We start from the raw sequence: 25,278 nt of genomic DNA, 5'->3' as shown, positions 1-25,278 counted from the left end.
TGACTAGAAGGTACTTCTGCGTTTTTGTCGAAGATGTCAATATAGTTTTAGTTTTTAATCTGAGAGTAGATAGACGAAGGGGCTGGTATTATGGCTATTTATGAGTTCGAGGGTAAGCGTCCCTCTATCGGCAAAGGTACTTATGTTCACCCTGAAGCCACGATTATTGGGGATGTCAGGATCGGAGAGGGCTGCTATATTGCAGCCGGGGCCAGGATTAGGGGAGACTGGGGCAGCATCGCGATCGGGCCCGGTTCAAATGTCCAGGAAAACTGTATCATCCACGTTTATCCCGGACGCTCAGGTACGATGGGACCGCGCAGTCACATCGGGCATGGGGCGATTTTACATACGCCCAACCTGGGGGAGCATGTGCTGATCGGGATGGGCGCGATCGTCATGGATGATGTCACAATCGGGAACGGATGCTGCATCGGGGCCGGGGCTTTAGTCACGGAGAAGACGGAGATCCCTGCATTCAAGCTCGCCGTAGGGGTGCCGGCTAAAATCATCGGGAATATTTCCGATGACATGAGATGTGCCTTTGATGAAGGGACAGCCCATTATCAGGCATTGCCCGCGCGCTGTTTGAAAGGGATCAGGGAGGTTAAACTGGAGGAAGTTTGCGAATCTTAGCTTGTGCAGGATTTTGTAAGTTTTGTAAGAGTTCAGACTTAGCTAGGGTGTGAATATGAGCAATATCGAACTAAAGTATGGTTTAGAAGACAGACCACCCATAATCGAACTGATTCTCTATGGGCTGCAATGGCTGGCGGTTGTCGTCCCAATTATTCTTATTCTTGGGCGGGTTGTCGCAGATTTACAGTATCCAGATCCGGCGGAGCAATTAATGTATGTTCAAAGGTTATTCTTGGTGACAGGGCTTTCCCTGATCGCCCAGGTGGTATGGGGACACCGCCTGCCTCTTATCTTGGGGCCGGCTACGGTACTGCTTGTCGGAATAGTCGCCAGCCTTGGCAGTGATATCAACGCAGTTTACTCATCAATCGTAATCGGCGGGGGCGTGCTCGCACTCTTGAGTATCAGCGGCTTGTTCGGCTACCTGCAGACGCTGTTTAGTCCCCGGGTCGTGGCCACAATCCTGGTGCTAATCGCTTTTACCATTACCCCGACGATCATCAATCAAATCACTGCTACTCCCGGAAACCCTGCCCTGAACTATAGCTTTACTCTGGTTTTTGTGTTGTTGATGTTTATTGCCGGGAGATATGTGCAGGGAATCTGGAAATCGACCTTAATCGTATGGGCGATCGCTCTGGGAAGTGTTTTTTATCTTTTGCTCTTTTCGTCTGTTGTCCTGACTAATTTTCAACCAGTAGACGTTTGGAAGCTAAGCACGGACTTCTTACACGGTATAGGTTTTAAATTTGTTTTGGACCCGGGGGTTTTAGCAGCATTTCTGATTTGCTTTTTGGCCCTTTCGATCAATGACCTCGGCTCAATTCGGGCTGTCAGCGAGTTTATTAAACCTGGAAGTCTTGAAAGCAGGGTCACAAGGGGAATGTTTTTCACAGGCATCCTGAATGTCCTTTCCGGATTTTTGGGAGTGATTGGGCAGGTAAATTTTTCATTTAGCCCAGGAATAATAGCATCAACGCGTGTTGCCTCAAGGTTTACCTTGCTACCTACCGGCTTGGGGTTAATCGCTTTATCTTTCTGGCCTGCTGCCATATCTTTCTTAGGGAGCATACCCCCGGTGGTGATCGCAAGCTCCTTAATTTATATCATGTCCTCGCAAATCGCCGCTGGATTACAGGTCGCTTTCGGTTCAGAAAAAGGTTACCAATATGAAGGCGGGCTGGTGATGGGACTCCCTTTCATTTTAAGCATTTTTGTTTCGTTCCTTCCTGCCCAAGTGGTTGACACCTTTCCTCCTGCCTTAAGGCCGGTTTTGGGCAACGGCTTTGTCATTGGGGTATTGGCCGTTTTTTTCATGGAACATGTTATCTATAGAGAGAACAAGGGAAAGTAGTGAACAAGGGGAGTAGATTTTTGGGTCGTTGGCTGGGCGATATCAGAGAACTAGTTGAGGGCATGCAGAACGCGTTCAGCCTCACTTTCAGTAAGTATTGTCGGTCGATAGTCATTGCGATCAGGGAGAGAGGAAACTGAACAAGGAATAACTTCCGGGGCTAAGGTCTGTATTAAAGCGCCGTCCTTAAACACAAACGTCTGCCGGTAAATAAACGTATCGCGGTACCAAGGGCGGGGGTTGCCGCCAAAGCTAAAGTTGCCAAGGCTGTAAACGATATACTTGCCCTTATATTTTTCTATAGGATTGCTGTTTTAAGCCCCTTGAGCGTTAAGCGCGCGATGCTTAGTCATGACTTGTTCCAAGTATTCAGCATTTTCTTTTGATATTGCACTTACATCTTGATAGTTGCGGTCTGCCTGGGCGGTAAATTCGTCAAAACCGCTGGGCATTTCTAGTTCTCGGTTATGGCTGTCAACGAGTGTTAGGTCTACCGCGCATCATCCCAAATTTTAAGATGATAACCGTCCTTAGCAATTTCATCGCATACCGCTTTAAGCTTGTCGGCGGTACCCTGGCGCAAATAAGCTGCAGCGCTGGGATAGAGGGATATACCGGTAAAGTTGCTTGCGGTCGCATATTTAATGTCTAGATCTACAGGCAAGAAATCGATATTAACAAAATCGCTCTTAGTATGAACATAAAATCCGGAACTGTTAGCAGGACTATCAGAGGAAGCCATGGTAGCATGAGGTTCACCAAGAAGTATATTTAGTGTCAGAAAGGTAAACCAAAGGAAACATCCTTTTTTGTTCTGCCCGCCTTCCGAAGTATACTTGCGGATCATACGCAACAAGGCAGTCTCCTCCTTTGGCGAAAAATTCTAAGTCGGTTTTCTTTAATTTGCTATTAATAGCCGTCTTCCTGTAGGCGGTATTCCCAATAGCGGTTGGCGATTAAACGCAGAGAAAAGGGATGATGGCTCCAAATCTCAGGCTTGTCTAGGGAGAGCATCAAGGCATAGGCTTGACGGCAAGTCCCGAGCAGGGGATAGTTCTTGGCAATATATGCTAAAATTGAGAGGACAGCTTCGCATCGTTCTGCATAATAAAGGTTCTGCACGAAGCGGCGGCTGTGCGGAGAGAGGTGGTAGACGGATAAGTCGGAGGACAGAGGCTCGATTTCCTGGCGGCTGAAGGCGATGGCCTGAAACTCAGGAAGGTCTGCCAGGCAGTCGGAAGACTCCAAAAAGCGGACGAGATTTTCCTGAATATATGTAGGAGAAAACGGGAAGATTCCCGGAGTTGAGGCTAAGATTCGGAGACGTAGGAGGTTCGGACGCAGAGGATCTTCTTCCTGGGGTATAGCGCTAAGCTTGAATTCTTCCAGGTAATGAATAAGCTCAGCCAGGCTTTCATTGCCTTCACAGGCTTCATTTTCCCAGAGGGGCAAGAGGGTGTTAATAATGGTTGCTAAATTTGATCTGGGTGAGTCAAAAAGATGACAGCTAATCACTGTGCGTACAGTTTCAGTGGTCGGGTTAGCGAGAAAGGCATGCCACATTTGCGGGTGGGAGACTAAGCGAGTGCGGAGTTTGCGTTCGAAAGAGTTCATGCTGCTCCCGCGCATTACGGCGCGGTTTCTCCCCTTTCCTAAGGAAATTACTTGTTAGTAATTCAGTTATTTTTTTAAGTAAGCTTATTTAGTGTGTGAGCCTGGAAAAGATCTATCCCTTTTTAGACCTGACAATAATAGGCAGCTAAGTTGTCTCAATGGGTTTGATTTAAGACTGCACTTAACTCAGCGAGCTTTAGGCGGATTTCCCCCAAATGAAGAAGAGCGGAACCGCCAAGGGTACCGCTCGTGAAGTGAGAACTATACTAGACAAATTAACGCAGGACGGACGTTACAAGGGTAGTAAGAGAAAATTAGATGATCGAAAGGGGAATTTAAGTGAGACGGAAGGACAAAGAAATCACAGAACTGCAAGGAATCGAGGAAATTATCAGGAGGGCCAAGGTGTGCCGCCTGGGCTTAAGCCGCGGCAACAGGCCGTATATTGTGCCGCTGAGCTTCGGCTATGCGGAAAAAACGCTCTATTTTCATTCCGCACCGGAGGGTGAAAAGCTTACGATCATGCGTGATAATCCTGCGGCCTGTTTCGAAATTGATCTTGATGTAGAAGAAGTGAAGGGAGATAATCCCTGTAATTGGAGTATGAAGTATCAAAGTGTGGTCGGATTCGGGGAAGTAAGTTTCATTAAGGATTCAGCAGCCAAAAGGAAGGCATTGGCACATGTGATCGCTCATTACACTCAGGATGGGTATGAGTTGTCTGACGAAGCTGTACAGGGACTGGCGGTATTTAAGCTCAAGATCGAGAGCATGACAGGGAAAAAGTCGAAGATCTAGTTATAAGATTAAAGATTACTTAGCTGTTAATACGCAAGTTTCACGCCTGTACCTTGACTAATTTCTTCTTTAAGTGCGGTCAGGTCGTCTTTAGTCACTTGTTTGATATCATTCTTCCCGATGGCCCCGGTCAAAAGAGCCATTTCCGAAGTGGAGGCTTTAATGAAGTTAGACAGTGCTTGAGCACTCTCTTTGATATCAAGCATATTGCCGTGTTTCCCCCAAGAAAGGTAGAGCTCGGCAGGGCTGGTCCCGGGCGGGGCTTTATGCAGTTGTGAGTAGACCATTGCCACGAGGGCTGCTTCTCCGCTGTAGAGAGCATCAGCGCCCAGAGCCATGACTTTCAGGAAGTCCCCCGCGTCTCTCAGGCCTCCGGTGGCAATGAGGCTTATTTTGTCCCGAACTCCCCGGGCGCGCAAGTGGCTGTCGGCACGTGGGATTGCGTAAACTAAGGGCACGCCGAGGTTGTTTAGGGTTACTTCCGGGGAATCCGCAGTTCCGCCGCCGGCTCCGTCAATTGTAACAAAATCGCACTCCGCTTCAATAATTTTGTCTAGGTCGGCCTCGATATGGCCGGCCGCTATTTTTACACCCACCGGAACATCCGGATTAATGGTGCGCACCTTCACAACGATATCTTTGAGAGTTTTTCCTTCATTGAATTCCGGGTGCAGGAGGGGGCGGGATGCGCTCTGTCCAGGCTGTACCCCAAGCTGGAGCGCCAGTTCTTCGGTCATGTCGGCACCGTCAACTGTTTCAGCTAATGCTCCCATGGCACTTTGCCCAAAGCGGATTTCAATGGCGTCAGCCTGTTTAAGCTGCTCGTCTGAATTCCCATAGCGGGCGCGGTTGAACTGGACGATGTAATATTTGGCATGTTCCCGTTCTTCCGGGTAAAACCCTGCATCGCCCGAGTTGCATGCAGTATCCTGCAGAGCTGCGCCTTTAGCCCAGGCAATTTTTGCTTCTCTGGTGATTGAGAGGCCGTAGGCCATAGCGCTGGGCATGATGGGTGTCGATAATTTGAGCGGCCTATTGGTATTTTTCCCGATCACCACTTGGGTATTGACTTGCTTAGGGTCGACGGGCAGGGTGGCAATCATCGCCGGCAGGAAAAACAAATCCTCAAAAGTGGGAAGCTTGCGCGAGGAGCCATACGGTTCCATCACCGGCAGGCCGTGTTTGGCCCTTTCCCCGATCGCTCCGATTTTGAGCATGGAGAAGCCGTGCACCACATACGGTCCTTTGACGCTTTCAACTTCACGCATCCTTTCCAGGAATGCCCCCATAAGATCTTTCAATAGTCCTTCACCGAGCACAGAAGTTCCCTCCTTAGTTGTATTTGCACTAATTCTTAGTGTGTACATTTATTTCGAGAATATTGCGTTGGCTTTTGTTTTTTAATTGCCGAAAATATATTAGAATTGTCTATTTATTTTGATAATAGCATATGATATACTAAAATCAAATGAATGAGCATTCATTCAGTTTATTAGCATTATGTTAGATTTGAAAAATATTTTCAGAGCAATCATTATGCGTTATGTAGAGTTTATTTAATTGTACATGGGAGGCAAAAACAGTGGCAGCAAAGGAAGAAAAAATAATGGCCCGGGAAGAAAAATATCAGCAGATTTTGGACGCGGCGATTGAAGCGTTTGCCGTCTCAAGCTACTACCAGTGTCAGGTGTCCAAGATTGCGCGCTTGGCAGGGGTAGCTGACGGTACGATCTATCTGTATTTCAAGAGTAAGCAGGATATCTTAATCAAGCTGTTTCAGGAGCGCATGGGAGATTTTATTAACGACATCCGGACGCAGATTAAGGATTGCCAGAGCACCAGGGAGCGCTTAAAAGCGATTATTAAGACTCATTTTTCTTACATGGAGCAAAACCGGTCCCTGGCCATTGTAACCCAGGTGGAACTGCGTCAGTCTGACCCTGATATTCGTTCAGCCATAACCGGACCGCTTAAGGAATATTTTAAGTTAATCGAGGAGGTGGTAACTCTGGGGATAGAGAGCGGGGAAGTGCCTGTGCTCGATACCAGGGCTGCCCGTCAGCTTATTTTCGGTGCTCTGGACGAGGCTGTGTCGGATTGGGTTATGGCCCGTACTCCCCGCAGCTTAAGCAGCAGCACCGATGCGATGCTTTTCTTGTTTGAAGGCGCTTTGCGCCTGAAGTAGTTAAGAGAGGAGTGAAAGCTATGCAGGTACATAAAGCTGCAGTTCTTGGTTCGGGGGTGATGGGCAGCACAATTGCCGCCCACTTGGCCAACGCCGGGATTCCCAGTCTTTTACTGGATATTGTGCCACCGGAACTAACCCCGGAAGAAAAGGCCAAGGGCCTGACTCTGGAAGACAAGAGAGTACGCAACCGCCTGGCAGAGACGAACAAGGCCAAACTTATGAAGATGAATCCGGCCCCCCTGTTTGTGCCCGAGCTTGCAGAGCGGATCGAAGTCGGGAATTTCGCTGATGACCTTAGCCGCTTACAGGAAGTGAACTGGGTGATCGAGGTCGTAGTCGAGCGTGTGGACATTAAAAGGGAACTCTTGCACAAGGTAGCCTCTATCGTGCGTCCAGGCACGATTGTCAGCTCCAATACTTCCGGCATTTCCCTGAAGTCCATGGCTGAAGGGCTGCCTGAGAGTTTCACACGTTATTTCCTGGGAACGCATTTTTTTAATCCCCCGCGCTACATGCAACTGCTTGAGCTAATTCCCGGACCTAATACTGCCCCGGACATTGTACATTTTATGAGGGAGTTTGGGGAGCGGGTTCTAGGCAAAGGGGTGGTGCTGGCCAAAGACACGCCGAACTTTATCGCCAATCGCATCGGTGTGTACGGACTGGTTGTAACCCTCCAGGAAATGCTTAGGCTAGGGCTAAGAGTGGACGAAGTTGACGCCCTGACCGGTCCGGTAATGGGCCGCCCGAAAAGCGCCTCTTTCCGTACGGTTGACATGGTCGGATTGGATACCTTTGTCCATGTCGCTAATAATGTCGCGGAAGGGGTGCCGGCGGAAAAAGATCTGTTCAGCCTGCCGGCTTTTGTGCGTCAGATGCTGACAAACGGCTGGCTGGGGGATAAGACGAAACAGGGATTTTATAAAAAAACCAAGGCGGGAGCAGGGACTGTAATTGAAGTTCTTAACCCGAATACACTGACCTACGCACCGGTTCAGGCTGTAAAGTTCCCTGCCCTGGAACAGGCCAAAGCTGCGGGCAGCCTGGCGGAAAAGATCCGTACCTTGGTGAGCGGCAAGGATGCGGGAGGGCAGTTTAGCTGGAATGTCTTAAAACAGGTCCTGCTCTACGCCGCCCAAAGTATTCCGGAGATAGCGGACGATGTCGTGGCTGTTGATAAAGCAATGCGTTGGGGCTTTAACTGGGATCTGGGGCCGTTTGAGCTGTGGGATGCCCTTGGCGTCAAAGAGACTGCGGCCAGGATTGTGGCAGAAGGGGGACAATTGCCTCCTATAGTTCAGGAAGTTTTGGCCCAGGGCGGAAGTTTTTATAAGGAAGGACAGGACGGAACCGTTTCGAATCCATTCGCCTTTTCGCTTAAACGGGCTCATAAATCGGGCCGTGTGCTTATGAAAAATGCAGGAGCCAGCTTGATTGATATGGGGGATGGGGTGGCCTGCCTGGAATTCCATTCTCCCAACAATGCCCTCGGTGGAGATATCTTAAATATGATCCATAAGTCCCTGGCGGAAGTCGAGCAAAATTACCTTGGGCTAGTCATCGGGAATCAGGGGAAAAACTTCTGCGTGGGTGCGAACCTCATGCTCATCTTATTCGAGGCCGAGGACGAAAACTGGGATGAACTTGACCTGATGGTGCGGGAATTCCAGCGGGGCATGATGGCGTTGAAATACGCCAACAAGCCGGTGGTGGCCGCTCCGTTTGCGATGACTTTGGGCGGAGGCACGGAAGTCTGTCTCCATTCCCATGCGATTCAGGCGGCGGCCGAGACTTACATGGGACTGGTGGAATTGGGCGTGGGCCTGATTCCGGCCGGTGGGGGCACAAAGGAAATGGCCTTGCGGGCTCTGGAAGGAATCCTGCCCGGGGTTCAGGCGGCACCGGATTATTTCTTCGCCAGACGCTTTGAAGTTGTGGCGCTGGCTCAAGTTTCAACCAGTGCCGAGCAAGCCCGCAAGCTTGGGTTTTTGCGGGATCATGACCGCTTTAGCATGAACACAGATCATCTCCTGCTTGATGCTAAGGCCAGGGTTATTGACTTAAGCCGCAGCTTCCGGCCAAATCTGCCTGCCAAGGTGCAGGTTGCAGGAGCGGGAGTGCGGGCAACTATGGAACTTGGTCTTTACACGATGAGAGAAGGCCACTATATTTCCGAATATGATCTGCACCTGGCGAAGAAACTCGCTTACGTGATGACCGGCGGGGAGCGTCGTCCTGGGTCCTGGGCCGATGAACAGTATTATTTGGATTTGGAACGGGAAGCCTTCCTAAGCCTGTTGGGTGAACCCAAGACTCAGGATCGGATACGTCATATGCTCAGCAAGAACAAGCCGCTTCGGAACTAGATGGATCGATTTGAGGGGGGAAAAGAATGCAAGAGGCATTTATTATTGAAGCCAGACGCACCGCCATTGGCAAAGCGGTTAAAGGTTCCTTGGCCCAAGTGCGGCCAGATGACCTAGGAGCCTATGTGATCAAGGATATATTGCGGCAGGTTTCGGCGCTTAAATCAGAAGACATCGATGATTGCATTATCGGCTGTTCGTTTCCGGAAGCGGAGCAGGGTATGAATATGGGACGGGTCATGGCTTTGCGGGCAGGGCTTCCGATTGATGTTCCGGGCATGACGGTTAACCGTTTTTGTTCTTCCGGACTGCAGGCGATTTCGCTCGCGGCTGACCGCATCCGCCTGGGAGAAGCGGACGTTATGCTGGCCGGGGGTGCGGAAAATATGTCCATGGTACCAATTGGGGGCCACAAGCCCGCACCGAATCCGTACATGATGGTAAACGCTCCCCAGGTTTATATGTCGATGGGTATCACGGCTGAGAATGTCGCTGCGAAATACGGCATCAGCAGGGAAGAACAGGATAGCTTTGCCGTCCAGAGCCACAGCAAGGCTTATACCGCACAAGCAGAGGGGCGCTTCACAGAAGAGATTGTTCCTATTCCCCTGCCAGCCTGGGGAGAAAAGAATCAGAAATGGTTGAGCGCGGATGAAGGGATTCGCCCTGACACAACGATGGAAACCCTTGCGCTTTTAAAGCCGGTGTTTCGCAATGGAGGCACGGTTACTGCCGGTAACTCCTCTCAGACCAGTGACGGAGCTGCGGCTACCTTACTTATGTCGGAAAAGAAAGTGAAAGAACTGGAACTAAAACCTTTAGCGGTATGGCGAGGGTTTGCCGCCGCCGGAGTCGAACCGGAGCTGATGGGCATAGGGCCGGTTAAAGCAATTCCGAAAGTATTAAAACAAACGGGGTTAACCCTTGACCAAATTGATTTGATCGAACTCAACGAAGCCTTTGCCGCTCAGGCGTTGGCCGTGATTAATGTATTAGGGCTGGACCCGTCCAGAGTAAATCCCAACGGGGGGGCCATCGCTCTCGGGCATCCGCTGGGGTGCACCGGGGCCAAACTTAGTGCCACCCTTGTGCATGAAATGAAGCGCAGGGGGGCCAAGTACGGGATGGTTAGCATGTGCATTGGCGGAGGCATGGGAGCTGCCGGGATATATGAGCTTCTTTAGTCCGATTTCCTTCAGACCGAGCTTTTGTTACTATTCAGGTATTCAGAATTCAGTACTCAGAATTCAGTAGGGATTTCTTGCATTCTTTTAGGGTTTTAAACCCTTGATTTGCACCCAAAAATTATTCTGACTCCTGACTCCTGAGTAGTAACGAGCTTTTTACCTTAACAGGCGCTTTCAATTAAAATTTCTAGGACGAGAAGTCCAAATATTAAGACAACTGCAACAGAAATTAAGGAAGGAAGGGGATAGTATGTCTGAATTAGAATTGCGCGGTGGTGGATTTTTGGTGGCGGAGGTGGTTCCGGAGAACGTGTTTGTGCCTGAAGAACTGACAGAGGACCACCAACAGCTAAAACGCATGGCCCATCAGTTTATGGAAAAAGAAGTTGCCCCCAAATTTGAACGGATCGAGGCTCAAGAGGAGGGCTTGGTGAAAGGGCTTTTGCGTCAGGCCGGGGAACTGGGGCTTTTGGGGCTGGAAGTGCCGGAGGAGTTCGGCGGTTTAAGCCTTGATAAGCACTCAACGGTGGTCGTGGGAGAAGAGATTCCCCGCGGCGGTTCGTTCGCGGTTTCTTTTGCCGCCCATACCGGGATTGGAACCTTGCCCATCGTATATTTTGGCACGCCACAGCAGAAGGAGAAATACCTCCCAGGACTCGCTTCCGGGGAGAAAATTGCCGCTTACTGCTTAACCGAGCCCGGCTCAGGCTCTGATGCCCTGAGCGCCAAGACTACAGCCGTCTTAAACCCGGAAGGGACGCATTATATGCTTAATGGCACCAAACAGTTTATCACCAATGCCGGGTTCGCCGACATCTATATTGTCTATGCCAAAGTAGAGGGCAAGCTGAGCACGTTCATTGTGGAACGGGAGCTCCCGGGTGTGTCCTTGGGCCCGGAAGAAAAGAAAATGGGGATTAAAGGTTCATCAACCCGCCAACTGATTTTAGAGGATGTGCAAGTCCCGGTAGAAAATGTGGTTGGGGAACTCGGACGAGGGCATGTAGTCGCGTTCAACATCTTAAATATAGGGCGCTTTAAGCTGGCCGCCTCTGCTATCGGGAGCAGCCAGATCGCCTTGGAAACAAGCGTCAAGTACGCGTCCGAACGCAAGCAGTTCGGGGTTGCACTCACGGCTTTCGGGGCGATCCAGGCCAAACTCGCGGACATGGCGGTGCAAACCTATGTGGCGGAGACCGCTGTCTACCGCACTGCCGGGTTGATGGAGAAGGCTCTGGAGGGGATAGATTTAACGGGCGATTGCCGCAAGGAGGCCGGGAAGGCTCTTGAGGAGTACGCCATAGAGTGTTCCTTGAACAAAGTATTAGCTTCTGAGGTTCTGGATTTTGTGGTGGACGAAGGGGTGCAAATCCACGGTGGGTACGGGTTTATCCAGGAATACCCGATTGAGCACATGTACCGTGATTCCCGGATCAACAGGCTGTTTGAAGGAACAAATGAAATTAACCGTCTCTTAGTTCCCGGGACGTTGCTTAAGCGGGCAATGACAGGGGAGCTGCCCCTGCTGGCGGCAGCCAAGAATGTACAGAAAGACTTGATGGCTGTGTCTTTGGCCTCAGAGGAAGAGGGATTAGGCGCTCTCGGGCAGTTGGTGCAGAAGGGGAAGAAGCTGGCTTTGCTCGCGTCCGGGCTGGCAGCGCAAAATGTGGGAGCTGCGCTCAAGGATGACCAGTACGTCTTGATGGGACTGGCGGAAATAGTCCTGCAGGTCTATGCCATGGAAAGTGCAGTCTTACGGGCGCAGAAGGTGCAGTCGCTCGATGTGAGCGCCGAACATAAACTTTTTGCGGAAAAGGCAGCGACCCTTGGTGCTTTCAGTGCTTTTAATCTGCTCGAACAGCACTCCAAAGAGGTTGTGTGCGCGGTTGAGAAAGGGGATTCGTTACGAACGGTGCTGGCTGCAGTGCGCAAACTTTCCCGCCGTCCGGCAGTGGATATGATCGGCCTGCGGCGGGAGATTGCCGGGATGGTGATAGAGAAAGGGAAATACCCGCTTAGTTAGGTCATGACGGAAAAGTTTCTTGATTCCGCGCATTCTGTTTGTGTCCATGTCTACAAGATTGAAACAAGTGCATATGGTATAGGAACACAAATTCAGTTAGAATTCCCGGTCTTGTATAACTTTTAGAAAAGCTAATAATGAAAAGACTTGGTGGAAGCGGTGGCTAAGGATATGAAGCGAGAGGTTTGTTACCCGTTTTAGGAGTAGATGCGGAGGAGGTAATTTTATGACAGAGCGCAACCTGGCATCTCCATATTCCCAAAAGCCGTGGCTACAGCTTTATCCACCCCAAGTACCGCCGCACTTGGAGTACCCGGATATTTCCCTTGCCCGTCTTTTAGAAAAAGCGGCGCACGATTATGGCGAGCGACCTGCAACTAACTTTTTCGGAGCCAAACTGACGTATCTTGAACTCTTAACAGAAGTCAACCGCTTTGCCCGGGTTTTAGCCGACTTAGGGATAGAGAAAGGGGACAGGGTGGCAATTATGCTGCCAAACTGCCCCCAGGCTGTCATTGCTTTTTATGGAGTTTTGCGTCTCGGCGCGGTAGTGGTGGCCACCAATCCGCTTTATGTGGAGAGAGAACTGGAGTTTCAGCTCGTCGATTCCGGAGCTGAAGCGATTGTTGCCTTTGACCTTCTCTACCCCAGAGTAAAAGCTGTTCAAGACCGCACCCGTCTTAAGCATATTATTATGACCAAGCTTCAGGAATATATGCCGTTTCCGCTTAAATGGCTATACCCGTTGAAGATGAAAAAGGAAGGGAAAGTTGTACAAATAGAGCGGGTGCAGGGAGTACATTTTTGGTCCGAGCTGATGGCCTTGACCGGGGGTCCAACTCCTATGGCCGATGTCAAAACCTCAGACATAGCCCTGCTCCAGTACACCGGAGGAACCACCGGGGTTGCCAAAGGGGCAATCCTTACCCACCGCAACCTGCTAGCCAATGTTTTACAAGTTAAGGAATGGATGCTCGATGCCCAGCCCGGGAAGGAAAAGATGCTTGGGGTGCTCCCGTTCTTTCATGTGTACGGCATGACGGTAGCCATGAATCTGGCGGTAGCTATCGGGGCCGAACTGGTAATTCTTCCTAAGTTTGAAGTAAAACAAGCCCTTAAAGCCATCAACAAATATCAGCCTACCTTTTTCCCGGGTACGCCCACGATGTATGTGGCGATCAATACCTATCCGGAAGTAAGCAAGTATCGAATATCCTCCATCCGTTCCTGTATTAGCGGCTCAGCCCCGCTCCCGGTTGAAGTACAGGAAAAATTCGAACGTCTTACTGATGGTAAGCTGGTGGAAGGATACGGCTTAACGGAAGCTTCTCCGGTTACGCATTCCAATCCCTTGGCCGGTATGCGCAAGGCAGGAACCATTGGGCTTCCGTTCCCGGATACTGAGTGCCGAATTGTTGATCCTGTGACCCTTGAGGAAGTTCCAATGGGTGAGATCGGGGAGATGGAGGTTAAGGGACCACAAGTTATGGCAGGGTACTGGCAACGGCCGGAGGCTACCGCCGCAGTCCTGCATGACGGTTGGATCATGACCGGGGATATGGCGAGTATGGATGAGGACGGATATTTCAGGATTGTGGACCGTAAAAAAGACCTGATCATCGCAGGCGGGTTTAATATTTACCCGCGGGAGATCGAAGAAGTCCTCTACCAGCACCCTGCTGTTCTGGAAGCGGCGGTGATCGGAGTGCCGGACGCTTACCGCGGGGAAACTGTCAAAGCCTACTTAGTGATGAGGCCGGGTGAAGTGGCAAGTGTGGAGGAAATCACCAAGTACTGCCGGAGCAAGCTGGCCGCTTACAAAGTTCCGCGCCAGCTAGAATTTCGGGAGGAACTGCCGAAGACGATTGTGGGCAAAGTGCTTAAACGGCAGTTAAGGGAAGAAGAAAAGGATTAGGTTGTCAGAAGCACCCGATCATCATCAAAAGCCGTGCCGCTGGCGCTACTGAAGCGCTCAACCAGTTCCGGAACGGTGAGTTTTGATTTTTCGGCTTGATCGAGGTCGAGGATGATTTGCCCGCGGTGCATCATGATTAACCGATTGCCAAATTTTAGAGCCTGTTCCATATTGTGCGTAATCATCAGAGTGGTTAAGTTTTTGGAAGCTACGATCTTTCCGGTGAGATCCATGATTAGTTTGGCAGTTTTCGGGTCCAAGGCTGCCGTGTGTTCGTCAAGGAGCAGCAATTCCGGTTCGGCAATTGTAGCCATGACCAGAGCCAAAGCCTGGCGCTGGCCGCCGGATAATGTCTTGACCGGTACCTTTAGCCGGTTCTCCAAGCCTAAGCCGACCCCAGCCAATACTTCCTTGAACAGCTTTTCTTTATTAGCAGTGATGGCCCGGCCTAAGCGTCTGGGCTGGCCTCGCTTCAAGGCCATCGCTAAGTTTTCTTCGATTGTCATTTCCGACGCGGTGCTGGCCATAGGGTCTTGATCGATGCGGCCGATATCTTTAGCGCGTAGATATTCGGGATAAGCGGTGACGTCTTTGCCCGCTAATTCAATCTTGCCCGCATCAGGCAATTCGATTCCCGCAAGAACTTTAAGAAAGGTTGACTTTCCGGCCCCGTTGCTCCCGATGATCGTTACAAAGTCGCCCGGGTAAAACTCCAGGTTAATGTTATTTAAAGCCAGAACTTCATTTGAGGTATGGGGAAAGAACACTTTGTATACCTGCGTAAGTTTAATCACTCTTGGCCCGCCTCTCTTTCCCGGTTCTCGGTCATTTTTGATAGCGAGAGCGGTTTTTGCGATTTCATTTTAAGATTAGGGAGGAAAAGAGCGAGCAGGACGAGGATGGCTGTGACCATTTTGAAGTCCTCGGCCGGAAGGTTTAATCTTAGACCCAAAGCCAAGAGCGCCCGGTAAATAACCGAACCGAGAACAGCTCCGGTCAGGAGCATGTTTAAGCCCCGGCTCCCAAACAGTATTTCCCCCACAATCACGGAAGCGATTGAAGCTACAAGTACCCCGATGCCCATGCCGACATCCGCAAAGCCCTGATTTTGGCTGGCTAAAGCACCGGAAAGAGCGACCAAGAAGTTTGAGATGATTAAAGTTAAAACCTTGGTGTTATCTGTGTTTACACCTAAAGAACGAATCATTTTTTCATTATCGCCTGTTGCCCGTACAGCGAGGCCAAGATCCGTTTTCAGGAACCAGCCAAGTAAGAGCCTGGCTGCTAGCACCAGGACAAATAAGAGAGAAATTGTTGCAAGCTTGTACTGGGTCAGGGTAAGAGAACCTTCCGTAAGGGTAAAAAGACTCAGAACCCGGTCAAAAAAATTCTCATTCGTGAGCAGGGGAATGTTAGGACGTCCCATTGTGCGCAGCATTACCGTATAAATAGCACTGGTGGTGAGGATTCCGGCCAGGATATTATTGACCTTCATTCTGGTATGCATGAGGCCGGTGGCAGCACCGGCCATACCACCTGCCAAAGCTCCGAGTAAGACGGCTAGAAGGGGGTCGATTCCCACGACGATCGCCTTAGCTGTGATCGCAGCCCCTAAAGGGAAGCTGCCTTCGACAGTCAGATCGGGAAAGCCCAAGATCCGGAAAGTCAATAAAACCCCCAGAGCCATAAAGCCGTAGATGAATCCCTGTTGTAAACCACTGGTAATAATGTTCTCCATAGTTGCCTTCCTTTAGCTTTGGTGTGTATCTGTAAGCTGACGTTGATGGTTCAATCCAAGGTAAGACACGAGTGCATGTTACTGTAGTATTTTATCCGATTGCGCTTAATTTTGCCAGCTTAAAGTTAATATGAAGGGAATGATGGCGGCTCTGGAAATAGTAATGCGCGCTGCAGGGTTAAGCTGCAACGCGCGTACTCTAAAACACGAAAGTGCGAGGTCTGAGTTAAATTTTACGATCGGAATACGGCTAACTATCGTTAATATTGCTTTGCTTAGGATCTTACAACACTTGATCGGCGCGGGACAAAACTTGTTCAGGAATGGTAACTCCATATTTTTCCGCAACGCCTTTGTTAATTAACAAAGTGCGTTTGCGGATTTCCTCAGAAGGAATATTTCCGGCTTTTTCCCCGCGCAGGATTTTGGCTACGAGCTCAGCACCCTGGCGTCCGCAGTCATATTCGTCATTGCCCAGGGTGGCAAGAGCGCCTTTCTTTACGGATTCAGTATCTCCGGTATAGAACGGTATTCTATTTTGCTGGCCAACATCAATGACACTTTCAACCGCAGACATTACCGTGTTGTCCTGGGGCATAAACATGGCATCAACCCGTCCGACCAGAGATTGAGCAGCGGCTTTAACCTCATTGCTGCTGGCGACCGTTGCTTCGACCACATTCACTTTTCCTTTAAGGTATTCTTTAATTCTTTTAACATTGCTGGCGGAGTTGGCTTCCCCGGCATTGTAAAGAACGCCCAGGTTCTTAATTGAAGGTTGAATTTCATGAATTAAATCCATTTGTTGTTCAACCGGATCAGCGCTGTAAACCCCGGTAATGTTCGTGCCTGAGGGCTTGTTAAGCTCTTTGATTAGTCCGGAGCCGACGGCATCAGATACGGCAATGTAAACAACCGGGATGCCCGTTCCCTTGGTTGCCATGGCTGCAGCCTGGGAACTGGGGGTGGTAATGGAAAGAATGACATCCACTTTGTCGGCCACAAACTTATCGGCAATCGTTTTAGCCATATTCGGATCGCCTTGGGAGTTCTTGATGTCAAATTCAACATTTTGCCCTTGGATGAAGCCCAATTCTTTCATCTGGTCGAGAAATCCTTTTTGATCCAAGTCAAGTGCAGGGTGGGCGACAAATTGGGAGACTCCGACTTTGACAACCGCAGCGGATTTCTGGGTATCCCCTTGAGTATTGCCGGTTTGCGTGCCACAACCTGAAAGTACGATGGTTAGGCTCAATAACATTAGTCCTAAGAAAAGACTTAATTTGCGCATTTGTAATATCCTCCTCTACATAATTAAAAAACCGGTACTCAAATGAGTACCGGCGATTCTTCTTATCCCGGCTCATCTCAGCTCCTCTCATATACTCTAATCTCAGCTAAGCTTGACTCTTACTTATATTTGATGTTGGAACCTGATGTTAGTTTAACATTGAGGCAATTTTTTTGTCAACGAAATTATGATTTCACTGCTGATAGGAGTAATATTTACTCCTTCATCCGTTAAATTGGAAAAATGAGGATGGTCTAAAACTTGAATCTCAATAATTCGTATCATATATTCATGAGCCAAAATAGAGAGATTATCAAGAGTAAGCTGGTCTTTCTGGAGCAGACCCTTGTAAAACTGGAAGAATTGCTCATGTGGTGGCACGGGAACGATGGGGAGTTCGCCGCCAGTTCCGCCGAAGCAATCCGGTTTTTAGCTGAAAATCATGTGATTACCAAGGATCAAAGTGTGCGGCTGGTACAAATGGTGAAGTTTCGCAACCGAATTGTTCACATATATCAGGGAGTTAACGATAATCAGGTTTACGAAATTTTACAAAAAGATCTAGAAGATTTCACGACGTTTGTTTCCGCTATAGTAGCGAGGTTTCTGAAATAGACTAGGACTGTCCCTTGCTAAAAGCATTCCTGGAAGGAGTGCATACGGGCAGTCCTATAAATTTACTTTTCTTAAGTTAAATGTGACAATTTAAAGTGATTAGAATGAAGGAATGACCGCCCCTTTATAAGTGTCTTGGATGAATTTCTTTACTTCCGGAGAATTAAGGGCTTTGGCGAGTTTTTGCAGGTTGGAATCGTTAGCCCGGGTGTCTTTAACCACGAGAATATTGGCAAAAGGAGAATCTTTTTCTTCGAGGAAAAGCGGATCTTTAGTCGGGTCAAGTCCGGCTTCAAGGGCGTAGTTGCCGTTAATAACCGCTGCTGCCACTTGAGGGTCGGGGATGACGCGAGGAAGCTGTTCGGCGGCAAGACTGGTAATTTTAAGGTTTTTGGGGTTGCTGACAATATCCTGAACGGTTGCTTTAATGCCAACACTGGATTTTAGCTGGATCAGGCCGGCCTTCTCCAATAAATTCAGAGCGCGCCCACCGTTCGTCGTATCGTTAGGGATGGCGATGGTGTCCCCGTTATTAAGCTCAGTTAGCGCTTTAACTTTCTTGGAATAAATGCCCATGGGCTCGATATGCACTTTGGCGATAGAGACAAGTTTTAAGTTGTGATCCTTGTTGAATTCTTCTAAATAGGGAGTGTGCTGAAAGAAGTTAGCGTCAATTTCCCCTTTGTCCACGGCCAGGTTAGGGGTGTTGTAGTCAGTGAAGGTTTGGATTTTAAGGTCGACCCCTTCTTTCGCGAGAATGGGTTTGACGATTTCAAGGATTTCTGCGTGCGGTTTCGGAGTAGCCCCGACTTTGATGACGTTTGCCGCTGCTTGTTGGCCGCACCCGGCGACAATAAGGGAAAGTGCAATCAGACTGATTACGAATAGGGTAAAATAACGGGTTTTGCTTTTTAACATTTGTAATACTCCTCCTAGCGTATTGGAATTAGTATAAATTGTTCATGAGCAATCGCTCAATCTTTTATTTCAAGCTTCTTTTCACATGGGCCCATATGTTCAGAGAAGCCAATAGGAATATTAAGAAAAAGGTCTTTCAATTTTGTCAATATAGACGAAAGAATTTATCTAACCTGAGTGCGATACTTTGCGTGCCAGCTTCATGCCTAAGGATTGAATGACCTGCACGATAACGACTAAAATCGCAACGGTAATAATCATGATATCCGTGCGAAAACGGTTATAGCCCCACTGAATGGCGACATCTCCGATTCCGCCCCCGCCGACGGTTCCGGCCATGGCGGTATAGCCGATGATGCTGATCGTGGTAATTGCCACGCCAAGGATGAGAGAAGCTTTAGCTTCCGGGATCAGGACTTTTCGGATGAGCTGCCAAGGGGATGCTCCCATCGAGAGCGCAGCTTCAATGACACCATAAGGCACTTCTTTCAGTGAACTTTCCACAATTCGGGCAACAAACGGCGCTGCTGCGACCACCAGCGGGACAATGGCTGCCGTGGTGCCGATGGAAGAGCCTACGAGTGCCCGGGTGAGGGGCATAAGGGCGACCAATAAGATAATAAAAGGTGCAGAGCGCAGAATGTTGATAATCGTGCCCAGAACCGTTTCAACCCAGGGATTTGGCAAAATGTGCCCCGGGGAGGTGACTACGAGCAAGACTCCCAGAGGCAGCCCCAAGGCATAAGCAAGTACTGTCGAGACGATGACCATATAGATGGTCTGACCCAAAGCCAGCGGTATGAGCTGCAATATAAATTCCCAGTAAGATGGGTCAAAGAGCATGGATAGTTCAAAGTGCACGCTGGATCACCTCCACTTGCAATTCACGCTTTGACAGGTAAGCATGGGCTTTTTCCAATTGGTCAGGTGTTCCTTGGAGTTCCAACGTGAGCGTGCCAAACAAGGTAGAGCGCAAGTGGTCAATGCTGCCGTAAAGGATGTTTGCTTGCACCGCGCAAGTTCGGACCAGGTCAGTGATCACAGGGTCGGCAACGCGTGCGCCCAGAAAATTAAGGCGGACGATCTCAGAATCGCGGTGGGCAGCGAGATCGCGCAGAAGCTCGGGTGGAAGTTCGTTGGGAAAAACGGTTGAAATAAAATCTTTAGCGATAACTGACTGAGGATTGACAAACACCGACTCGACCGGGCCGTGTTCCACAATCTGAGCTTCATGAATAACCGCCACGTCCGAACAGATTTCTTTAATAACCTTCATTTCATGCGTAATAATTACGATAGTTAAGCCTAAGGTCTGGTTAATTTCTTTCAAAAGATTGAGGATGGACAGGGTTGTTTGCGGGTCTAAAGCAGAAGTCGCTTCATCGGAAAGTAAGACTTGCGGTTGGGTAGCCAAGGCACGGGCGATGCCGACCCGCTGTTTTTGCCCGCCGCTTAACTGAGGAGGGTAGGTGTTGGCCTTTTCCTTCAATCCCACCAAAGGCAGAAGTTCGTTAACCCGGGTAACTATCTCTTCTTTGGGAAACCCGGCAATTTCGAGAGGGAAGGCGATGTTTTCCGCGACCGTGCGCGACTGCAGGAGATGGAAGTGCTGAAAGATCATGCCGATCTTCTGCCTGGCTGAGCGTAGTTCTCTATCAGACAATTGGGTGAGGTCCTGTCCCTGAACAAGAACCCGGCCACTGCTCGGTTTTTCTAAAAGATTAAGGCAGCGCACAAGCGTACTCTTGCCCGCACCGCTTAAACCAATGATGCCGTAAATAGCGCCCTGTGGAATATGCAGGGATATGTTTTCCAAGGCTTTAACCTTGCCTTGAGCAGAGGAATACTCTTTGGTTAGATTCTCAACCCGGATCATGTAACGTGCCTCCCTAATAGCTCTTGTCGATGACTCTCATCTTAAGTTAAGAGACTATCTCTTAGTTTTTCCGGCAAATAAAAAACTTCGCGAGGAAAACACGCGAAGCGACTCTCGGTTCTCCTCTCATCTCCCAGATTGCCTGCAGGAGTTAGCACCGTGCATTAGCTGCCGGTTGCCGGGTTTCATCGGGCCAGTCCCTCCACCTACTCTGGATAAGAGTCAAGATCATGTTAAATTATGGGGTTATCTTAGCAAATTAATGCAAGAATTGCAAGAGGGAAAATTATGACAAAAATGAAAATGATATGACATAATTAGAAGTACTTTCAAAAACATTGATGTTTGCAATCGCTTTTGCGACTCTTGTCGTATTAATACTTAAAGGAATGGACAAGAGCAAGTAGCCCATCCCTAACCCGAAAATCTTTGCAAGCGGAATCCTGAAATCTGTGCTAAGGGATTGACCCGAGCCCCTACGGATGCTAAAATAGTCACAAGTTCATACGTATTCGGACAAGTGATTCCTTCTTGAACTGAGGAGTCATAAAAGGGAAGCCGGTGTGAATCCGGCGCGGTCCCGCCACTGTAAAAGGGGAGTCTTCTGCCATACCCACTGGGGAAACCTGGGAAGGGGCAGAAGGTGAGGAGCCTAAGCCAGGAAACCTGCTTGTCCGCAAAGAACACTTTACCCACGATGGATGGGAGGTGCGTGTTGAAGCAGCATACCTCCGCCTCTGGTGGAGGTTTTTCTGTTGTAGAAAACTTACATAAGCTTCCTGAGGGGAGCATGCAGATTGTCTTGTCCAGCGGGATTTGCTCTCAAAAATGCGGATGCGACTTGAGAGCGGAAGTGAACGCTGTTTCTAAGATGACCACACATTGCCGTGACTCTAAGCTACTGTACTAGGATGTTTGGAGCATGGCAGTGTCGGTTGTCTTTTTTAATTATGGAGGAGTAGAAAGATGCATATTGCAGAAGGAATGCTCCCGGTCGTACCGGCAGTTCTCTATGGTGCAGGTGCCGTTATTATGGCTGCCGCCGGGGTCAAAAGTCTAACTGAAAAAAGCAAAGAGATTCCCATGATGAAGCAACTGACAGGGGTAATGACCGCAGGGATCTTCCTGGTCTCATTGCTGCCGGTGCCCGTACCGATAACCGGTACCAGTTCCCATCCGGGCGGAACTCCGCTGGGAGCAATTTTGCTAGGGCCATGGATTACGTCCTTAGTTAGTATGATCGCGCTTTTATTTCAGGCTCTCTTTTTTGCCCATGGCGGTCTGACAACCTTAGGGGCCAATACCCTGACCATGGGAGCGTTCGGGGGGCTGACAGGCTGGCTAATCTTTTGGATGCTGCGCAGAATGAAAGCGAATCTTTTTTGGTCAGGACTCGCTGCCGGAGTGATAGGGGATATTGCCATCTATATAGGTACTTCGATCCAGTTGGCTCTCGCTATTCACGGGCAGCATCTGGTGAGTGAAGTGTTTATCGCGATCTTTGGCGCATTCCTGCCCACTCAGGCTCCGCTGGCGATCGTAGAAGGGCTGTTCACAGGCTTTATCCTCAAGTATATTGCCGAACGCCGCCCAGACATCCTGGTGATGCTTAAAGTGATTCGGGCGCAAGAGATCCGGTCGCAGGGGTCTGAGCTAACCAAGTATGTGGCCAAGGGGGCTGAAAAATAATGGGAAAATCAGGGAAATGGCTTGTGGCTATCGTGTTTTTAGCGTTGCTGGTATATGTCGGAACAAGCTCTATGTCTATGCCCGGTGCAGATGAGAAGGTCGGAGAAGTGGCTGCCAAATATGCTGCGGAAATAGGGGTCAAGGAGCGCCCGCCCCTTATTAATACAGACAAAGGGGATTTGTTGTTGTTTGTATTTGCTGCCGGGGGAGCGGTAGCCGGGTTTTATCTGGGCTATCAATGGCGTGGCTTTTTTGGCAAGAAGAATAGCCGCGAGAGCGATCTTAAAGCCAATTCGAATCATATGTATAGCGCCGATGCGGAGATGAGGTCCAAATGAGCGCCCATCATCTGACACTGGAGATTCCGCAGACCGTATTGACCAGGATTGACGGCAGGGTAAAACTGCTCTTGTCGGTATGCGGCTTAATGGCAGCAGTAAGCACTAAGACTTGGCAGCTTCCGGCATATTTTGGGCTAACAAGCCTGGCTTTGCTCTTGGGAGCGGGTGTACCCGTGCGCCTTGTGGCCCTTCGCCTGCGTCCGGTGGTATTGATCGCGGTCTTGCTTTGGCTAACGCAGATTTTCCTCAGCGGTCAGACCCCTGCTTTTCATTGGGAACTGGGCTGGGTGCATCTGACCGGATATGAAGAAGGGTTGATTCAGGGACGTTTATTTGCGGTGCGTGTTTTGGGCGGGATGAGTGTCATGCTCTTGCTCACGCTCTCCACCAGTGTGCAGGAATGGGTAAGTGCCCTCGCCTGGTTCAAAGTTCCTGCGACAGTCATTGAAATTATGACTTTGAGCTATTCCTCTCTGTTTGTACTGATGGAAGAACTGGACCGCCTGCAAAAAGCACAGCACATGCGCCTGGGTTATGGCACTTGGTGGCGCACAGTGCAGACGACCTCTGCGATCGGTGGCGTTCTGTTCCTGCGGGTTTTTGAGCGTAGTAGGCGCTTGTGGGAGGCTATGCTTTGCCGGGGATATGAAGGGGAAATGCGGGTTAATTACCTGCGCACGGTTCGAAGAGGGGATATTGTGCTTGCAGTGGCGGGCCTTTCCATCATTATTTTTGCCTGGCTCATGGCTCGCTGAAATAGGTGTTTCGTTGTGGCAACTAATCTGCTATCTGAATGAAGGGGATGCGACCGTGGAGGATAACGAGAGAGCTATTACCGAACCGATATTAGAGGCTCGAACCCTCAGCTTTGCCTACCCAGGCGGGGAGGAAGTCTTGCACAGTATTGATTTTGCTGTCGCTGCCGGGGAATGTGTGGCCTTGCTTGGGGCTAACGGATGTGGTAAAACGACACTCTTTCAGCAGTTTAACGGATTGCTTAAGCCGAATTCGGGCCATGTTTTGCTCAGAGGACAGGAGTTAAGCCGCTGGCCCAAGAAGGAAGTATTCGCGCGGGTGGGGCTTGTCTTTCAGGATCCGAATGACCAGCTCTTCGCAGCCACGGTGTATGAAGATGTTTCCTATGGGCCTGTTAATCTTGGCCTGCCTCAAGCAACGGTTGCGGGCAGAGTGGAGCTTGCGCTTGGGCAAGTGGGGATGTGGGAATATCGCAAGCGCAGTCTGCATCAGCTAAGTTACGGGCAAAAGAAGCGTGTTGCCATTGCCGGGATTTTAGCGATGCAACCGGAAATAATGATCCTTGATGAACCTACGGCAGGCCTGGACCCGCGCACAGCGACGGCGCTCATGCGTTTGCTTAAGGACTTGCAGCAAGAACATAAGCTGACAATTATCTTGTCTACGCACGAAGTGGATATCGTGCCAATTTATTGTGACCGGGCCTACCTCATGCAGGCCGGGCGCATCATTAAGCAGGGGACACCTGCGCAAGTATTCGGGGATCCAGAGTTAATCAGGGAGAGTTTTCTGCGCCTGCCGCGGATTGCGCATTTGTGGGAGGTGCTTGCTAAACGGGAAGGTTTTCCCGCAGGGGAATTCCCTTTGACTATTCGGGAAGCACGCCAGGTGTTCAGTGCGCTTAAGGAGGGGGTTAAGCCTTAATGATTTTTCTTGTGGGAGAAACGGCAGCCGCGCGCGAGCTCGGGGAGCGATTGCTCGCTCAAGGTATTCCCAGCCTTAAAATTGAGACTCATAACGACAAGTTTAGATTGCTTGCACCTCAGGGTAAGCGGGACGGGGATCTGGCAGAATTACTCAGTTGGATTCCGTCTTTTGACTGTACCGTCATCCTTGATGCCAGTCACCCATCCTGCAGTGCCAGGTTCGGGAAAGTAAGGGAATACTGCGAGCAGCAGGGCATTCCCTTTCTTAGGTTAGACAGACCGGAAACAGTGATCCCGGCGAATCCTTTGATACATACGGTCGGAAGCTGGGAACAGGCCTTGGACAAACTGGGAGAGCGTGTTCTGGCCTTGAACAAAGCAGGACCGGAACGCAAGGTTTTAAGCGGAGCAAGTAAAGATCTTGTAACAGTCTTTGTCACAACGGGAAGCCACCAGATTGACAGCCTCGTTCAGAGTCCGTTTGCTTCGAAGGCACGCTTCGTTGTCCGGGTACTACCGGAAGGGCGGCTGGTTCAGAAGTGCCAGGATTTGGGGATTGCCCCCAGAGATATCGTGGCTATGCAAGGGCCGTTTTCCAAAGAACTTAACCGCATGCTGTTTAAGTTTTATGGAGCGGACATAGTCTTTACCCGTGACAGCGGTCCGGCTGGGGGGACAGACACGAAAATCTCCGCAGCCTTGGCGCTGGGTCTTGAGGTTGTGGTCCTCAAGCGGGCCGCCATGAAGCAGGGGTTGACAGCGCACAGTGTGAAGGAAGTGCTAGAGTGGGTTAAAGAAGATGTGCGGTGAAGGATTCTGTATACGACTTTTGGCAGGGGTTGACTCAAAAGCAATTCCCCTCCGATCACACCAGAACGTATTTCAATGCTCTGGTTTTTTGTTTTGCTTATAGTAATTGTTTTTTTGGTAGGAATATAAAGGAAACATGTGGAATGTTAGATTAATGTGGTTTGGACGCGTCTGGAACGTAGGACGTTAGGTGACATGGATCATTGGGGGTCAGGACCGATTTTCTCTGCCTCA

At 49.7% G+C, this 25,278-nt stretch carries 24 protein-coding genes and 2 riboswitches; of the genes, 14 read left to right on the top strand and 10 right to left on the bottom strand.

Features of this window, described 5'->3' with window-relative positions:
• Window positions 1-90: 90 nt before the first annotated feature.
• Both ACYQ2N_RS02740 and ACYQ2N_RS02735 read left to right on the top strand, forming a co-directional pair.
• A complete protein-coding gene (locus ACYQ2N_RS02740; protein WP_459997395.1) occupies window positions 91-636 on the top strand; it encodes a gamma carbonic anhydrase family protein in 546 nt (181 codons plus the stop codon).
• A gap of 55 nt (window positions 637-691) precedes the next feature.
• On the top strand, window positions 692-1,993 hold the full coding sequence (locus tag ACYQ2N_RS02735) for a uracil-xanthine permease family protein (RefSeq protein WP_459997394.1): 1,302 nt from the start codon (window positions 692-694) through the stop codon (window positions 1,991-1,993).
• A 314-nt stretch (window positions 1,994-2,307) separates the two neighbouring features.
• On the opposite strand, the gene ACYQ2N_RS02730 is transcribed toward ACYQ2N_RS02735, so the two are convergent.
• The 3 genes from ACYQ2N_RS02730 to ACYQ2N_RS02720 are packed head-to-tail and all read right to left on the bottom strand — an operon-like array spanning window position 2,308 to window position 3,607.
• On the bottom strand, window positions 2,308-2,445 hold the full coding sequence (locus ACYQ2N_RS02730) for a M15 family metallopeptidase domain-containing protein (protein ID WP_459997393.1): 138 nt from the start codon (window positions 2,443-2,445) through the stop codon (window positions 2,308-2,310).
• Window positions 2,446-2,483: 38 nt separating this feature from the next.
• Window positions 2,484-2,849 carry a M15 family metallopeptidase domain-containing protein gene (locus tag ACYQ2N_RS02725; protein ID WP_459997392.1) on the bottom strand — a complete coding sequence of 122 codons (366 nt, stop codon included), beginning with the start codon at window positions 2,847-2,849 and terminating at the stop codon, window positions 2,484-2,486.
• Between the two features lie 53 nt (window positions 2,850-2,902).
• Window positions 2,903-3,607, bottom strand: a complete 705-nt coding sequence (locus ACYQ2N_RS02720; protein ID WP_459997754.1) for a hypothetical protein — start codon at window positions 3,605-3,607, stop codon at window positions 2,903-2,905.
• A 339-nt stretch (window positions 3,608-3,946) separates the two neighbouring features.
• Here ACYQ2N_RS02720 and ACYQ2N_RS02715 point away from each other — a divergent pair, with 339 nt between their 5' ends.
• Complete coding sequence (locus ACYQ2N_RS02715) at window positions 3,947-4,405, top strand: pyridoxamine 5'-phosphate oxidase family protein (protein ID WP_459997391.1); 459 nt, start codon at window positions 3,947-3,949, stop codon at window positions 4,403-4,405.
• Between the two features lie 26 nt (window positions 4,406-4,431).
• Here the strand turns inward: ACYQ2N_RS02715 and ACYQ2N_RS02710 are convergent, their stop codons facing one another.
• Window positions 4,432-5,724, bottom strand: a complete 1,293-nt coding sequence (locus tag ACYQ2N_RS02710; protein WP_459997390.1) for an FMN-binding glutamate synthase family protein — start codon at window positions 5,722-5,724, stop codon at window positions 4,432-4,434.
• Window positions 5,725-6,011: 287 nt separating this feature from the next.
• Between ACYQ2N_RS02710 and fadR the strand changes: the two genes are divergently transcribed.
• The 5 genes from fadR (at window position 6,012) to ACYQ2N_RS02685 (ending at window position 14,084) form a co-directional block, all read left to right on the top strand.
• Window positions 6,012-6,590 carry a fatty acid metabolism transcriptional regulator FadR gene (fadR, locus tag ACYQ2N_RS02705; RefSeq protein WP_459997753.1) on the top strand — a complete coding sequence of 193 codons (579 nt, stop codon included), beginning with the start codon at window positions 6,012-6,014 and terminating at the stop codon, window positions 6,588-6,590.
• Between the two features lie 20 nt (window positions 6,591-6,610).
• On the top strand, window positions 6,611-8,959 hold the full coding sequence (locus ACYQ2N_RS02700) for a 3-hydroxyacyl-CoA dehydrogenase/enoyl-CoA hydratase family protein (RefSeq protein ID WP_459997389.1): 2,349 nt from the start codon (window positions 6,611-6,613) through the stop codon (window positions 8,957-8,959).
• A gap of 26 nt (window positions 8,960-8,985) precedes the next feature.
• Window positions 8,986-10,143, top strand: coding sequence for a thiolase family protein (locus ACYQ2N_RS02695; RefSeq protein WP_459997388.1), 1,158 nt, complete (start codon window positions 8,986-8,988; stop codon window positions 10,141-10,143).
• Between the two features lie 253 nt (window positions 10,144-10,396).
• Window positions 10,397-12,169: an acyl-CoA dehydrogenase family protein gene (locus ACYQ2N_RS02690; RefSeq protein WP_459997387.1), complete on the top strand. Its 1,773-nt coding sequence runs from the start codon at window positions 10,397-10,399 to the stop codon at window positions 12,167-12,169.
• Window positions 12,170-12,395: 226 nt separating this feature from the next.
• Entirely contained in the window at window positions 12,396-14,084 is a 1,689-nt protein-coding gene (locus ACYQ2N_RS02685; protein WP_459997386.1) for a long-chain-fatty-acid--CoA ligase, read from the top strand.
• On the opposite strand, the gene ACYQ2N_RS02680 is transcribed toward ACYQ2N_RS02685, so the two are convergent.
• The 3 genes from ACYQ2N_RS02680 to ACYQ2N_RS02670 form a co-directional block, all read right to left on the bottom strand.
• Window positions 14,081-14,878 carry an ABC transporter ATP-binding protein gene (locus ACYQ2N_RS02680; protein WP_459997385.1) on the bottom strand — a complete coding sequence of 266 codons (798 nt, stop codon included), beginning with the start codon at window positions 14,876-14,878 and terminating at the stop codon, window positions 14,081-14,083. The genes ACYQ2N_RS02685 and ACYQ2N_RS02680 overlap by 4 nt on opposite strands.
• A complete protein-coding gene (locus ACYQ2N_RS02675) occupies window positions 14,875-15,822 on the bottom strand; it encodes an ABC transporter permease (RefSeq protein WP_459997384.1) in 948 nt (315 codons plus the stop codon). The genes ACYQ2N_RS02680 and ACYQ2N_RS02675 overlap by 4 nt, the downstream gene beginning before the upstream one ends.
• Window positions 15,823-16,105: 283 nt before the next feature.
• A complete protein-coding gene (locus tag ACYQ2N_RS02670; protein WP_459997383.1) occupies window positions 16,106-17,113 on the bottom strand; it encodes an ABC transporter substrate-binding protein in 1,008 nt (335 codons plus the stop codon).
• 261 nt (window positions 17,114-17,374) lie between these two features.
• On the opposite strand from ACYQ2N_RS02670, the gene hepT reads away from it, so the two are divergent.
• Complete coding sequence (hepT, locus tag ACYQ2N_RS02665; protein WP_459997382.1) at window positions 17,375-17,728, top strand: type VII toxin-antitoxin system HepT family RNase toxin; 354 nt, start codon at window positions 17,375-17,377, stop codon at window positions 17,726-17,728.
• Between the two features lie 99 nt (window positions 17,729-17,827).
• Here hepT and ACYQ2N_RS02660 read toward each other — a convergent pair whose 3' ends face one another.
• From ACYQ2N_RS02660 to ACYQ2N_RS02650, 3 genes are all read right to left on the bottom strand, one after another.
• Complete coding sequence (locus ACYQ2N_RS02660; RefSeq protein WP_459997381.1) at window positions 17,828-18,646, bottom strand: MetQ/NlpA family ABC transporter substrate-binding protein; 819 nt, start codon at window positions 18,644-18,646, stop codon at window positions 17,828-17,830.
• Between the two features lie 168 nt (window positions 18,647-18,814).
• On the bottom strand, window positions 18,815-19,489 hold the full coding sequence (locus ACYQ2N_RS02655) for a methionine ABC transporter permease (RefSeq protein WP_459997752.1): 675 nt from the start codon (window positions 19,487-19,489) through the stop codon (window positions 18,815-18,817).
• Between the two features lie 7 nt (window positions 19,490-19,496).
• Window positions 19,497-20,522, bottom strand: a complete 1,026-nt coding sequence (locus ACYQ2N_RS02650; protein WP_459997380.1) for a methionine ABC transporter ATP-binding protein — start codon at window positions 20,520-20,522, stop codon at window positions 19,497-19,499.
• A gap of 123 nt (window positions 20,523-20,645) precedes the next feature.
• A riboswitch (SAM riboswitch) is annotated at window positions 20,646-20,744 on the bottom strand.
• A gap of 279 nt (window positions 20,745-21,023) precedes the next feature.
• Window positions 21,024-21,210: riboswitch (cobalamin riboswitch) on the top strand.
• A gap of 278 nt (window positions 21,211-21,488) precedes the next feature.
• On the opposite strand from ACYQ2N_RS02650, the gene ACYQ2N_RS02645 reads away from it, so the two are divergent.
• Genes ACYQ2N_RS02645 through ACYQ2N_RS02625 form a run of 5 tightly spaced genes read left to right on the top strand, consistent with a single transcriptional unit; the run spans window position 21,489 to window position 25,044 of the window.
• Window positions 21,489-22,211 (top strand): energy-coupling factor ABC transporter permease, encoded by a 723-nt coding sequence (locus ACYQ2N_RS02645; RefSeq protein WP_459997379.1) that lies wholly within the window; start codon window positions 21,489-21,491, stop codon window positions 22,209-22,211.
• Window positions 22,211-22,549: a hypothetical protein gene (locus ACYQ2N_RS02640; protein WP_459997378.1), complete on the top strand. Its 339-nt coding sequence runs from the start codon at window positions 22,211-22,213 to the stop codon at window positions 22,547-22,549. The genes ACYQ2N_RS02645 and ACYQ2N_RS02640 overlap by 1 nt, the downstream gene beginning before the upstream one ends.
• Window positions 22,546-23,307, top strand: a complete 762-nt coding sequence (gene cbiQ, locus ACYQ2N_RS02635; protein WP_459997377.1) for a cobalt ECF transporter T component CbiQ — start codon at window positions 22,546-22,548, stop codon at window positions 23,305-23,307. The genes ACYQ2N_RS02640 and cbiQ overlap by 4 nt, the downstream gene beginning before the upstream one ends.
• Before the next feature lie 55 nt (window positions 23,308-23,362).
• Window positions 23,363-24,232 (top strand): ATP-binding cassette domain-containing protein, encoded by an 870-nt coding sequence (locus ACYQ2N_RS02630; protein ID WP_459997376.1) that lies wholly within the window; start codon window positions 23,363-23,365, stop codon window positions 24,230-24,232.
• Window positions 24,232-25,044: a precorrin-6A/cobalt-precorrin-6A reductase gene (locus tag ACYQ2N_RS02625; protein ID WP_459997375.1), complete on the top strand. Its 813-nt coding sequence runs from the start codon at window positions 24,232-24,234 to the stop codon at window positions 25,042-25,044. The genes ACYQ2N_RS02630 and ACYQ2N_RS02625 overlap by 1 nt, the downstream gene beginning before the upstream one ends.
• Window positions 25,045-25,278 lie beyond the last annotated feature (234 nt).

The organism is Paradesulfitobacterium aromaticivorans, from assembly GCF_054657415.1.
The sequence above is the reverse complement of the archived record's forward strand: the minus strand, read 5'-3'. Positions and strand labels throughout refer to the sequence as shown.